Source organism: Spiribacter aquaticus (assembly GCF_007625215.1).
Taxonomy (GTDB): domain Bacteria; phylum Pseudomonadota; class Gammaproteobacteria; order Nitrococcales; family Nitrococcaceae; genus Spiribacter; species Spiribacter roseus.
Genome location: NZ_VMKP01000002.1, coordinates 311,586 through 324,018, shown reverse-complemented (window position 1 = coordinate 324,018; position 12,433 = coordinate 311,586). Strand labels below are relative to the sequence as shown.

The 12,433-nt window shown below is 65.3% G+C and carries 9 protein-coding genes; 3 read left to right on the top strand and 6 right to left on the bottom strand.

The features are described from left to right. Nucleotides 1-85: 85 nt before the first annotated feature. Nucleotides 86-1,972, top strand: coding sequence for a DUF294 nucleotidyltransferase-like domain-containing protein (locus FPL11_RS04915; RefSeq protein ID WP_144347669.1), 1,887 nt, complete (start codon nucleotides 86-88; stop codon nucleotides 1,970-1,972). A gap of 50 nt (nucleotides 1,973-2,022) precedes the next feature. On the opposite strand, the gene FPL11_RS04910 is transcribed toward FPL11_RS04915, so the two are convergent. The 4 genes from FPL11_RS04910 to gluQRS all read right to left on the bottom strand — a co-directional run bounded on the left by FPL11_RS04910 (nucleotide 2,023) and on the right by gluQRS (nucleotide 7,140). Next, a complete protein-coding gene (locus tag FPL11_RS04910) occupies nucleotides 2,023-3,777 on the bottom strand; it encodes a sodium:solute symporter family protein (RefSeq protein ID WP_144347668.1) in 1,755 nt (584 codons plus the stop codon). A gap of 15 nt (nucleotides 3,778-3,792) precedes the next feature. Beyond that, a complete protein-coding gene (locus FPL11_RS04905) occupies nucleotides 3,793-4,059 on the bottom strand; it encodes a DUF4212 domain-containing protein (RefSeq protein WP_110883077.1) in 267 nt (88 codons plus the stop codon). A 173-nt stretch (nucleotides 4,060-4,232) separates the two neighbouring features. Beyond that, nucleotides 4,233-6,170 carry an acetate--CoA ligase gene (gene acs, locus FPL11_RS04900; RefSeq protein WP_144347667.1) on the bottom strand — a complete coding sequence of 646 codons (1,938 nt, stop codon included), beginning with the start codon at nucleotides 6,168-6,170 and terminating at the stop codon, nucleotides 4,233-4,235. 40 nt (nucleotides 6,171-6,210) lie between these two features. Then, nucleotides 6,211-7,140 (bottom strand): tRNA glutamyl-Q(34) synthetase GluQRS, encoded by a 930-nt coding sequence (gluQRS, locus tag FPL11_RS04895; protein ID WP_144347666.1) that lies wholly within the window; start codon nucleotides 7,138-7,140, stop codon nucleotides 6,211-6,213. A gap of 78 nt (nucleotides 7,141-7,218) precedes the next feature. Here gluQRS and FPL11_RS04890 point away from each other — a divergent pair, with 78 nt between their 5' ends. Further along, nucleotides 7,219-8,391, top strand: a complete 1,173-nt coding sequence (locus FPL11_RS04890) for a pyridoxal phosphate-dependent aminotransferase (protein WP_412549241.1) — start codon at nucleotides 7,219-7,221, stop codon at nucleotides 8,389-8,391. On the opposite strand, the gene FPL11_RS04885 is transcribed toward FPL11_RS04890, so the two are convergent. After that, nucleotides 8,370-8,741 (bottom strand): DUF779 domain-containing protein, encoded by a 372-nt coding sequence (locus FPL11_RS04885; protein ID WP_110883073.1) that lies wholly within the window; start codon nucleotides 8,739-8,741, stop codon nucleotides 8,370-8,372. The genes FPL11_RS04890 and FPL11_RS04885 overlap by 22 nt on opposite strands. A gap of 63 nt (nucleotides 8,742-8,804) precedes the next feature. Then, nucleotides 8,805-10,325 carry an acetaldehyde dehydrogenase ExaC gene (gene exaC / locus FPL11_RS04880; protein WP_023366045.1) on the bottom strand — a complete coding sequence of 507 codons (1,521 nt, stop codon included), beginning with the start codon at nucleotides 10,323-10,325 and terminating at the stop codon, nucleotides 8,805-8,807. 209 nt (nucleotides 10,326-10,534) lie between these two features. On the opposite strand from exaC, the gene FPL11_RS04875 reads away from it, so the two are divergent. Beyond that, nucleotides 10,535-12,409, top strand: a complete 1,875-nt coding sequence (locus FPL11_RS04875) for a sigma-54-dependent Fis family transcriptional regulator (protein WP_144347665.1) — start codon at nucleotides 10,535-10,537, stop codon at nucleotides 12,407-12,409. Nucleotides 12,410-12,433 lie beyond the last annotated feature (24 nt).

Here is a 12,433-nt window from a genome sequence, read left to right as displayed (position 1 = left end):
CTTTTCCGCCAGTATAGGCTACTCCCATGCCCGTTTGTCGAGGTACGCTGCCGGTAGACGCCGATGAACCACGCGGGAGACAGCGATGAGCGACGACACGGCCGATACCGATGCCTCGGTGGTGCGCGGATTTCTGGACGCGCATGCGCCCTTTGACCGCCTGCCGCGGGCCCTGCAGCAGCATTTCCGCGAGCATTGCGAGGTCTGCCGCTACACCGCCGGCACCGTCATCCTCGAGCCGTCGGTGGAGCCCGCCGGGTACTTCTACCTGATCGTCGACGGGCAGGTGCGCGCGGAGCGCCCCGGCGGTGAGCGCTTTGAGATGGGCCCCGGGGATAACTTTCCCATGGCCGCAATGATCGGTCAGCGGGCCACGCGCACGGTCTATCGCGCCAGCACGCCCACCCAGTGTCTGCGCGTTCCCCGGACCACCTTCGAGCACCTCGTCAGCGAAAGCCCGCTGTTCCGCGACTATTGTCTGCGCGGGGTGAGCGGGCTGCTCGAGCAGGTCCAGCAGGATATCCAGCACCGTGCCGCCGGCAATCTGGGCAGCGATACCACCATGGATACGCCGCTGGGAGAGCTGATGAACCGCCACCCGCTGACCTGCGAGGCGCATACCTCGGTGCGGGAGGCCGTGGCCACCATGCATGCGCGCAAGGTGGGCAGCGTGCTGGTCACCGACCCGGACGAGCGTCCGCAGGGCATCTTCACCCTGCATGACCTGCGGGGCGTCGTCGCCGAGGGCAGTCACCTGGACGAGTCGCTGGCGGCGGTGATGACCCGCGAGCCGGTCACCCTCGACACCCAGACCTATGCGTTTGAGGCGGTGGTGGAAATGGCGCGTCACCACATCCGGCATATGATCGTCACCGATCCGCAGGGCCGGCTCGCCGGTGTCATTTCCGAGCGCGACATCTTTGCCCTGCAGCGGATCAACCTGGTGCATCTGACCCGCTCGATCACCGGCGCCGAGGACGTGGACGCGCTGGTGCTGGCCCGCGGCCAGGTGGGGGCGCTGATCGACAGCATGATGGCCCACGGCGCCGGCGTTGAGCAGATCACCCGCATCATCACGCTGCTCAACGACCGCACGGTGACCCGCGCCATTGAACTGGTCCTGGCCGAGCGCGACGACCCCGGCGTGGCGTTTACCTGGATTGCCTTTGGCAGCGAAGGTCGACGCGAGCAGACGCGGGTGACCGATCAGGACAACGGGATTCTGTTTGACCCCGGCGATGAGACGCCGGAGGCGGTACGCGAGCGTCTGCTGCCGCTGGCACGGCGCATCAACGAGGTGCTCGACGCCTGCGGTTTTCCGCTGTGCACGGGCAATGTCATGGCGAGCAATCCGGGGCTCTGCCTGAGCTTTGCGGAGTGGGAGGCCACCTTTGGCCGGCTGGTGGCCAGTGCCACGCCGGAGAACGTGCTCAGCTCGACCATTTACTTCGATTTTCGGCCCGTGTGGGGGGATCTGGTCACCGGCGAGGCCCTGCAGCGCCGGGTGGTGGAGCTGGCGGCCGGCAACTCGGTCTTCCTGCACACCCTTGCGGCCAACGCCCTGGCCATCAAGCCGCCGCTCGGCGTGTTCCGGGACTTCGTCACCGATCGCGATGCCGATGGTGTGCATCGACTGGATCTCAAGGTGCGTGGCCTGACCCCGTTCGTGGATGCCGCCCGGGTGCTGGCCCTGCAGGCGGGGATCGCCGATGGACACACCCAGACGCGTCTACGCGAGCTGGCCCGCGCGGGGGTGCTGAGCGCCGAGGATGCCGGGGCGTTCGAGCGCTCGTTCGCCTTTGTGCAGCTGCTGAGGATGCGCGAGCACCAGCAGCAGTCGGTGGCCGGCGACACCATGGGCAATCGGCTGGATCCGGAGAACGTCAATCCGATGGATCGGCGGATCCTCAAGGAGGCCTTCCGCGAGGCGCGGCGGCTTCACAAAAAGCTCGAAGTGCGGTTCCAGCTATAAAAAAACCCCGGTGGCGGGGCCACCGGGGTTTTTCTGACGGGCCAGGGCGCTCAGGAAGCGCGCGGGACCCGGATGCTCTCCACTAGTTCCTGGATGTTCTCCGGCGGCGGCGCCGTTGCCCGTGACACGAGCGATGCAACGATGACGTTGATCAATGCGCCGATGGCACCGATGGACTGCGGTCCGATCCCGAACAGCCAGTGCTCCGGCGTGTCCGGCAGCATGTTGGTGCCAGGGATGAAGAACCAGCCCTTGAAGATGAACACATACACCAGGGTGAAGCTGAGACCCGAGAGCATGCCCGCGATGGCGCCGGCACTGTTCATGCGCCGGTTGAAGATGCCGAGCATGAGAACCGGGAACAGCGACGAGGCCGCCAACCCGAAGGCCAGTGCAACGACCTGTGCCGCGAACCCTGGTGGGTTCAGACCCAGGTAGCCTGCCACAAGGACCGCCACACCCATTGCGATTCGAGCCGCTAGCAATTCGCTCTTCTCGCCGATCTTCGGATTGATGACGCCCTTGATCAGGTCATGGGAGATCGATGAGGAGATCGCCATGAGCAGTCCCGCCGCCGTGGACAGGGCCGCCGCAAGGCCACCCGCGACGGTCAGGGCGATCACCCAGTTGGGTAACTGCGCGATCTCGGGGTTGGCCATGACCATGATGTCACGGTCAACGGTCAGCTCATTGCCTTCCCAGCCATAGGACTCGGCCGTGGGCTCGAAGGCCGGGTTGTCGCTGTTGTAGTACTGGATACGGCCGTCATCATTCTTGTCGTCCCAGGCGAGAAGACCGGTCTCTTCCCAGCGCGAGAACCAGCCCGGCACGTTCTCGTACGCCAGGTTGCCGTCTTCGGCCCCGATCTCGCCCGGCTGGACGGTGTTGATCAGGTTGTAGAACGACATCGCGCCCACGGCCGGTGCCGTGGTGTAGAGGATGGCGATGAAAATCAACGTCCATCCGGCCGACAGTCGGGCATCCCGGACCCGCGGCACCGTGAAGAAGCGCACGATGACGTGGGGCAGACCGGCTGTACCGATCATCAGCGACATGGTCAGGAAGAACATGTTGAGCGTGGTGCCCTTCATCGCCGTGTACTGCGAGAAGCCAAGATCAACAAGGATGTTGTCCAGCTTGTTCAGCAGATAGGTGCCATCGGCGACGGTCCCGCCCAGACCCAGCTGTGGTGCCGGATTGCCGGTGATGGCCAGCGATATGAAGATGGCCGGAATGGTATACGCGAAGATCATCACGCAGTACTGGGCGATCTGGGTATAGGTGATGCCTTTCATACCGCCGATCACGGCATAGAAAAAGACGATCGCCATCCCGATGAAAAGCCCCACTTCGTAGCTCGTCTCAAGAAAACGCGAAAACGCGACGCCAATGCCCTTCATCTGACCGATGACATAGGTGATCGAGGCAACGATCAGGGCAATGACCGCAATGACGCGGGCCGTCTTGGAGTAGAACCGGTCGCCGATGAATTCGGGGACCGTGAACTTGCCGAATTTGCGCAGATACGGCGCAAGCAGTAGTGCCAGGAGCACATAGCCGCCGGTCCAGCCCATCAGGTAGACGGAGGCGTCATAGCCCAGAAAGGCGATCAGACCGGCCATTGAGATGAACGATGCCGCGGACATCCAGTCCGCTGCGGTGGCCATGCCGTTGGCAATGGGGTGAACCCCCTTGCCTGCGACGTAGAATTCGCCGGTGCTTCCGGCCTTGGCCCAGATCGCGATACCGATGTACAGGACGAAGGTGGCGCCGACAATCAGATAGGTGGTGAGTGCGAGATCCATGTCGAATTCCCCTCGTTACTTTTCGTACACGTCGTATTTTCGATCCAGCGCGTTCATTCGGAACACGTAGACGAAAATCAGGACGATGAACGTGTAAATCGCGCCCTGCTGGGCGAACCAGAAGCCGAGGGGATAGCCCGCAATCATTATGTTGTTGAGCAATGGGGCGAGAATGATGCCCAGTCCATAAGAGACGACAAACCAGATGATCAGCAGTGTGATCAGCAGTCTGACGTTCTCCTTCCAGTAGGCCATGGCGGCCTGTTCCTGATTAGAAGCCATGCTTCCGCTCCTCCTGCGGTGATGTCGTATGACAGTGTCGTCCAGCGACCTGTCGCTTTTTGTGATTATGGATGCGTCGAAATCTCGTCCGGTTGGTCAGATCCTCCCTGGCTCGATTCATTGTTTTGAGATCGCCCGGCGACACCCCTGAGGGCCTCGCCGGGCAGTGGTTGCTACTGGTTGGCCCGCTGGCTGATCAGATCATCCACCACACCGGGGTCGGCCAGCGTACTCGTGTCTCCCAGACTGTCCAGCTCGTTGGTGGCCACCTTGCGCAGGATGCGCCGCATGATCTTGCCTGAGCGTGTCTTGGGCAGGCCCGGCGCCCACTGGATGACATCGGGCTTGGCGATGGGGCCGATTTCGCTACGCACGAGACTGGCCAGTTCCTTTTCCAGATGGTCACTGGGCTCTGTGCCCTGCACCAGCGTGACGTAGCAGTAGATCCCCTGGCCTTTCAGGTCGTGGGGGTATCCCACCACCGCCGCCTCCGCGACGGCATCATGCAGCACCAGCGCACTCTCGATTTCGGCGGTGCCCATGCGATGGCCGGAGACATTGAGGACGTCGTCCACCCGCCCGGTGATCCAGTAATAGCCTTCCTCGTCGCGGCGCGCGCCGTCGCCGGTGAAGTACTTGCCCGGATAGGTCGTGAGGTAGGTGTTCATGAACCGCTCATGGTCGCCGTGGATGGTGCGCATCATGCTGGGCCAGGCCTGAGTGAGGCACAGGTTACCCTCGGTGGCGCCCTCGAGCACGTTGCCCTCGTTGTCCACCAGCTGCGGTTCAACGCCAAAGAATGGCAGTGTGGCGGAGCCGGGCTTGAGGTCGATGGCGCCGGGCAGTGCCGAGATCATGATGGCGCCGGTCTCGGTCTGCCACCAGGTGTCGACGATGCGGCAGCGCTCGTCGCCCACTACGCGGTAGTACCACTCCCAGGCCTCCGGGTTGATGGGCTCGCCAACCGTGCCCAACACCCGCAGCGACTGGCGGGAGTGCTTTTTGACCAGTTCCTCGCCCTGACCCATCAGTGAGCGGATCGCGGTGGGAGCGGTGTAGAAGATGTTGACCTGATGGTCGTCGATGATCTGCCAGAAACGCCCGGCATCGGGATAGGTCGGAACACCCTCGAACACCAGGCTGGTGGCGCCGTTGGCGAGCGGCCCGTAGACGATGTAGCTGTGGCCGGTGATCCAGCCGACGTCGGCGGTGCACCAGTAGACCTCGCCGTCGTGGTAGTCGAAGACGTACTTGAAGGTCATCGCGGCCTGCAGCAGATAGCCCCCGGTGGTGTGCAGCACCCCCTTGGGCTTGCCGGTGGACCCCGAGGTATAAAGGATGAACAGCGGATCCTCGGCGTCCATCGCCTCGGGGGCGCACTCATCGGACGCGGCAGCCAGCGCCTTGCCATAGTCGATGTCGCGCGCGTCGTTCCAAGACACCGGGTTGCCGGTGTGGCGGACCGTGATCACCGAGTGCACGGCGTCGAGGCCATCAATGGCCTTGTCGACGTTTTCCTTGAGCGGGACCGGCTTGCCACTGCGCAGGCCCTGATCGGCGGTGATCACGGTGCGGCAGTCGGCATCGACGATGCGATCGCGCAGGGCATGCGGCGAGAACCCGCCGAAGACGATGGAATGCACCGCCCCGATCCGCGTGCAGGCCAGCATGGCGACCACGGCTTCCGGGATCATCGGCATGTAGATCGAGACCCGGTCACCCCGCGAAACGCCGCGGGACTTGAGCACGTTGGCCAGCCGACAGACATCGGCATGCAGTTCGCGGTAGGTGATGTGCCGGGTGACGCCCGGCTCGTCGCCTTCCCAGATGATGGCGTTGCGATCACCGTGGGTGTCGAGGTGCCGGTCCAGGCAGTTGTAACTGACGTTGAGCTTGCCGCCTTCGAACCAGCGGATCTGCCCCTTGGTGAGGTCGTTATCACTTACGCGGTCCCAGGTCTCGAACCAGGTGAGGAAGGCCTCCGCCTGTTCGGCCCAGAATGCGTCCGGCGCTTCCAGTGACCGGCGGTACATGCGCTCGTACGCTTCGCGGCTGAGCAATGCGTGATCGGCGGTTTCCGGCGGCACCGGATAGCGTTTTTCTGCGGCCATGCCGTTTTCTCCTCGTAAATGACAGCGTTCGACGTCTGTTCTAAATCTTATAAGCCCTATACTGCGGGTGTTGGAGGCCTGATGCCAAGCCATCGCGCGCAATTGCCCCGGATTGCCAGTGGCCAACCGCCCATTCCAGAAGCATCGCGGGTGGGGCATCCGCCAGGTCGGCCGGCGGAGGATGCCCGAGAAAGGCCAGCGCGTCGGCCACGGCGGCCCCCGCCCGACGGGTATCCACGGGCGGGGCCGCGTTGGTTTTGCTGAGCTTGCGGCCCTGGGGGTCGGTGGCGACGGGCACATGCAGGTGGCGCGGCTGCGGGAGGCTCAGGGCGCTGCGCAGCAGCATCTGCGGTGGCGTCGCGGGCAGCAGGTCGGCACCCCGGACCACATCGGTGACGCCCAGCGCGGCGTCATCCACCACCATGGCCAGGTGATAGGCGTGCAGGCCATCGCCACGGCGGATCACGAAGTCGCCGATCACGGCCGCGGGGACCAGGGACTGTGGGCCCAGGCGCCGATCCTCGAAGCCGAGGGGGCCATCGGGTACGCGGAACCGCCAGCTGCGCGCTTCACGGCCGGCGGGCAGGCCGTCGCGGCAGGTCCCGGGATAGATGATACCGGCCGGGCCGGCCTCGCCGCCCGCGGCCACCTCGCGCCGGGTGCAGGCGCAGGGGTAGGCGTCGCCACTTGCCTGGAGCCTTTCGAGGGCCGCCTGATAATGATCGCGCCGCGCGTCCTGGACCTGCACCGGGCCGTCCCATTCGAGGCCCAGGGCCTCCAGTGCCGCGCGGATGTCACGTGCGGCCGAGACCCGGGCGCGGCCGCGGTCGACGTCATCGATACGCAATCGCCACTCGCCGCCGGCCGCCCGTGCGTCCAGCCAGCTCGCCAGCGCCGCGATCAGCGAGCCGCGGTGGAGCGGCCCGGTCGGGCTGGGGGCGAAGCGGCCGATGTAGCGCGTGTCGGTCATAGCACCATCCATGCGTTGTTGCCTCAGCTTGCCATGCGGGTTGCTACACTGCGAGTCCAGTCATTCGCTGAGGTCGCCGTGCCACGCCCTGATCTGTCCGCGCGCAGTCACCGCATCCAACCGTTTCACGTCATGACCCTGCTGGCCCGGGCGCGCGAGCTTGAGGCGGGCGGCGCCGACATTGTCCATATGGAGATCGGTGAGCCCGACTTCCCCACGGCGGCGCCGGTGCGTGAGGCGGGCCGCCAGGCGCTCGCCGACGGGCGGACCGGGTATCAGCCGGCGGCGGGGCTGCCGGCCCTGCGTGAGGCCATCGCCGGGCACTACCAGCGTGACCATGGCGTGGAGGTCGATCCCGGTCGCATTCTGATCACCCCGGGGGCGAGCGGGGCGTTGCTGGTGGCCCTGGCCATGCTGGCGGATCCGGGCCGCAACGTCCTGCTGCCCGACCCGGGCTATCCGTGCAACCGCAACTTCGTCGAAGCCGTGGACGCCACGCCGCGGGCGGTGCGCGTGGACGCCGGCAGCGATTATCAGCTGACGCCCGGGCTGGCGGCCGCGGCCTGTGACGAGCGTACGGCGGCGATGCTCGTGGGCTCGCCGGGCAATCCCACCGGCACGCTGGCGAGCAGCGCGGATCTGGCCGGACTCGCGGCCCTCGGCCAGCGCCGGGGCATTGGGCTGATCGTCGATGAGATCTATCACGGACTGCATTACGACGGCGCGCCCGCCCAGGCGTTGGCGCATGCGCCGGACGCGATTGTGGTGAACAGTTTCTCGAAGTACTTCGGTATGACCGGCTGGCGGCTTGGCTGGATGGTGGTCCCCGCCGACTGGGTGCCGGTTGCCGAAAAGCTGCTGCAGAACCTGTTCATCAGCGCCTCGACGCCCGCCCAGTATGCGGCGCTGGCCTGCTTTACCGAGGCGTCCCGCGAGATCTTCGAGGCGAGACGCGAGGCGTTCCGCCAGCGTCGGGACTTTCTGCTGCCGGCGTTGCGCGACCTCGGCTTCCACATCCCGGGCAATCCTGCCGGGGCGTTCTATCTGTATGCCGATATCACCGCGCTCGGCGATGACAGCGCCGATCTTGCAAGCGGACTGCTTGAACAGGCCGGTGTGGCGGTGACCCCCGGACTGGATTTTGAACGCACGGCACCCGAGCGGCATCTGCGCTTCGCCTACACCACCGACACCGACCGACTGGCAACGGCGGTGAGTCGCATCCAGCGCTATCTGGCCGCCGGTGGCTGATCCCGCGGAGGTACGCTGCACAGTTCAGACCGGGTCAGGAAGCGTTTGCCCTCGGGCGCTTCCAGTGAGAATCCGGAGCCACGCCCCTCGATCACGTCGATGATCAATCGGGTGTGCGCCCAGAGCGCATACTGGTCGCCGCCGATGTAAAAGGGCTGTCCGCCGATGTCGCCAAGATGGACATCGCGCGCGCCCACCCTGAATTCGTCGCGGGGATAGCACATGGGTGCACTCCCGTCACAGCAACCGCCGGATTGGTGAAACAGCAATGGCCCGTGGCGCCGCTGCAGCTCGGCGATCAGTGCCTCTGCCGCAGGTGTCGCCACAACGCCCATTTCATTCGTGCTCATTTTCGTCTCCTCGTCCGCAGCACCGGGCGGGCGTGACCCGCCCGCCCGGCGTTGTCCGCCCGCCTAGAACAGTCCCATGGGGGACTCGCTGTAACTCACCAGCAGGTTTTTGGTCTGCTGGTAGTGCGCGAGCATCATGAGGTGGTTTTCGCGACCGAAGCCTGACTGCTTGTAGCCACCAAACGCCGCGTGCGCGGGGTAGAGGTGATAGCAATTGGTCCAGACACGGCCGGCCTGAATGCCGCGGCCCATGCGATAGGCCGTGTTGACGTTGCGCGTCCACAGGCCCGCGCCGAGCCCGTACAGCGTGTCATTGGCGATACTCAGGGCGTCATCCCGATCGTCAAAGCCGGTGACCGAGACCACCGGGCCAAAAATCTCTTCCTGGAAGACGCGCATGCGATTGTCGCCCTCGAAGACGGTGGGCTGAACGTAGTAGCCACCGCTCAGTTCGCCGCCCAGGTCCAGACTCTCACCGCCGGCGAGGACTCTGGCACCCTCCTGCCGGCCGATATCCAGATAGGCCATGATTTTTTCCAGCTGATCGCGCGATGCCTGCGCGCCCACCATCGTCTCGGTATCAAGCGGATTGCCCGTTTTAATGCGGGCCACCCGGTCAAGCGCAGCATCCATGAAGTCGCCATAGAACGAGCGCTGCACCAGTGCCCGTGACGGGCAGGTGCAGACCTCACCCTGATTGAGGGCGAACATCGCGAACCCCTCGAGGGTTTTCTCCCGGAAGCCGTCATTGGCGGCAAAGCAGTCATCAAAAAACACGTTGGGTGACTTACCGCCCAGCTCCAGCGTGACCGGAATCAGGTTTTCCGATGCGTACTGCATGATCAGTCGCCCGGTGGTGGTCTCTCCGGTGAAGGCCACCTTGCTGATCCGCGGGTTCGAGGCAAGCGCCTTGCCCGCCTCGGCGCCGAAGCCGTTGACGATATTGAGCACACCGGCCGGCAGCAGGTCGGCGATCAGCTCGGTGAGCATCAGAATGCTGGCCGGTGTCTGTTCGGCGGGTTTGAGTACCACACAGTTGCCGGCCGCCAGCGCCGGCGCCAGCTTCCACGTGGCCATCAGGATCGGGAAATTCCAGGGAATGATCTGACCGACCACACCGAGGGGTTCATGGATCTGATAGGACACCGTGTCGTCATCGAGCTCGCCGAGTGATCCCTCCTGGGCACGGATGACGCCGGCGAAATAACGGAAGTGATCGATCGCGAGCGGCAGATCGGCCGCCAGCGTTTCCCGGACCGGCTTGCCATTCTCCCAGGTCTCCGCCACGGCAAGCGCCTCGAGGTTGGCCTCCATGCGATCGGCGATGGTGTTCAGAATGACGGCGCGCTCGGCCACCGCCGTCCTGCCCCAGGCCGCCTTTGCCGCGTGGGCTGCATCCAGCGCCTTTTCGACGTCGGCTGCCTTGGAGCGCGGAATGCGGCAGAAGGTCTGCCCGGTGACCGGTGTGGGATTATCGAAGTACTCGCCGTCGAGCGGGGCCAGCCAGTCGCCGCCGATGAAATTCTGATATTCGCTTTTGAAATGGACGATGGCGTTCGTGCTGCCGGGATTGGCGTAGATCATGGTCTCTCCTCCGTTTTTATGGGTCGGGACGCGATGCGTGCCCGCACCAGGCACCCAGCAAGATCCGCGCCAATTGATGGCTGCGCGCCCGGCGCTTGCGTCGCGCCCGGGACTGGGCGATCGTGCTGTTCAACCTGTCCGCTAGAGACGGGTGGCCGGTGTGCCGTTTTAGAACAGTCTGTCGCGGACTGCGACAGAGGAGGAGGGCGATGGACGAGCGGCCGTTTAACGATCGCGCCCGGCTTGCCGGCGCGCGGCGTCAGCTGTTGGCGGGTGAGCGCACGCCGGCCGGTGTGGCGGATGGGGTGGCGGCCTCCTGGCAGCGGGTGGCGGCGGCCGGGCTCTCACCGCGGCAACAGGCGGCTGATGCCGTTTTTGATGCGGCGGCGTTGCGGGCGGCCCGGGCCGACAACGAGTCGCTGATCGCGCTGGCGCTGCCGGAAATCGAAAACCTGTATCACCAGATCAGCGGCAGCAACAGTGCCGTATTGCTCTGCGATGCGCACGGCACGATCCTCGAGCGCCACGGTGACCCGCATTTCCATGCCCGCAGTCAGCGCGTTGCACTGGCGCCGGGTGCATGCTGGGGCGAGCCGGTGCGCGGGACCAACGCCATCGGCCTCGCGCTGGCACAGGCCGGTCCAGCGTCGGTCCACGGCCCCGAGCATTATCTGCAGTGCAATACGTTCCTGACCTGTGCGGCGGCGCCGATCCGTGACACGGCGGGGACCGTGATTGGCCTGCTGGATGTCTCCGGGGATCAGTCGGCCCGTCAGATCCATGCCCTGGGGCTGGTGCGGATGGGCGCACGAATGATCGAAAACCGCTGGCTCACGGCGGAGTTCGCCGACAGCTTTCACCTTCATCTCCATGCGCGGCCGGAGCTGCTGGGCACCCTCAGCGAGGGGATTCTCGCGCTCGATGGTGATGGACGGGTATTGGCCCTGAACGAGGTGGCGCGCAGCTACTTCGGTGACGACTGCGTGGGCGAGCGCTTCGAAGGGCTTTTTGAGGAGACGTTCGAGGGCTTGCTGCGCAGTGACGAATCGATGCCGCTGCGGCGGACTCTCAGTGGGATCATGACCTGCCTGCGACTGGTCGCGCCGCCGTCGCGCATCCACGGTTCGACGCCGGCGGCTGCGCTGTCCGATGGCACGACGTTCGAGCGGTTGCACGCCGGGGATGACGCAGTGGCGGATACACTCCGTCGTGCCCATCGTGTCTTCGTCCGTAATATCCCCCTTCTGATCGAGGGCGAGACCGGCACCGGCAAGGAATGGGTGGTGCGGGCCCTCCATGCGGCGGGGCCGCGGGCGAACGGGCCGATCGTCGCCGTCAACTGCGCGGCAATCCCCGAGAGCCTTGCCGAGGCCGAACTGTTTGGTTATGCCCCGGGGGCGTTTACCGGTGCAAACCCGCGCGGTGCCGACGGTCGCATCGCCGAAGCCAATGGCGGAACACTCTTCCTCGACGAGATCGGCGACATGCCGGTCGCGCTTCAGACCCGACTGCTGCGGGTCCTCCAGGAGCGCACCGTCCTGCCGGTGGGTGGCGGTCAGCCCCGGGCGGTGGACTTTGCGTTGGTCAGCGCCACTCATTGCGATCTGGCAGCCCGGGTCAAGGCCGGTGCGTTTCGCGCCGACCTTTACTACCGGCTGTGCGGACTGCGGATCGAATTGCCGCCGCTTCGCCGGCGCAGCGATCGTGAGCCGCTGATCGACCGGCTTCTGGCCGAGGAGGATCCCATGGCGAGGCTTTCGCCGGATGCCCGCGCGCGGCTTCTCGCCTATTCATGGCCCGGCAATCTGCGTCAGCTGCACAGCGTCATGCAGACGGCGCTGGCGTTACGCCGACCGGGCGCGCCGGTGACACGGGCGGACCTGCCTGATGTCATCCTGGAGACGGACGTCGGAAACATGTCGGCTGAGGCCTGTCCGGATACCGACCTTCGAGCCGTGGAGCAACGCCATATTCAGGCGGCACTGGCGGAGCACGGCGGTAACGTCAGTCGCGCCGCGCAGACGCTGGGCATCAGTCGCAGCACCCTCTACCGGCGCATTGGTTCCTCCTCCCGGGGAAAATGAGTATCTTGAATGCTGCACGGCAAC

Coding starts and splice junctions, on each gene's coding strand:
- FPL11_RS04905 (WP_110883077.1), bottom strand. CDS start 4,059: ATGGCTTCTAATCAGGAACAGGCCGCCATGGCCTACTGGAAGGAGAAC.
- FPL11_RS04885 (WP_110883073.1), bottom strand. CDS start 8,741: ATGAGCACGAATGAAATGGGCGTTGTGGCGACACCTGCGGCAGAGGCA.
- acs (WP_144347667.1), bottom strand. CDS start 6,170: ATGGCCGCAGAAAAACGCTATCCGGTGCCGCCGGAAACCGCCGATCAC.
- FPL11_RS04910 (WP_144347668.1), bottom strand. CDS start 3,777: ATGGATCTCGCACTCACCACCTATCTGATTGTCGGCGCCACCTTCGTC.
- gluQRS (WP_144347666.1), bottom strand. CDS start 7,140: ATGACCGACACGCGCTACATCGGCCGCTTCGCCCCCAGCCCGACCGGG.
- exaC (WP_023366045.1), bottom strand. CDS start 10,325: ATGATCTACGCCAATCCCGGCAGCACGAACGCCATCGTCCATTTCAAA.
- FPL11_RS04875 (WP_144347665.1), top strand. CDS start 10,535: ATGGACGAGCGGCCGTTTAACGATCGCGCCCGGCTTGCCGGCGCGCGG.
- FPL11_RS04915 (WP_144347669.1), top strand. CDS start 86: ATGAGCGACGACACGGCCGATACCGATGCCTCGGTGGTGCGCGGATTT.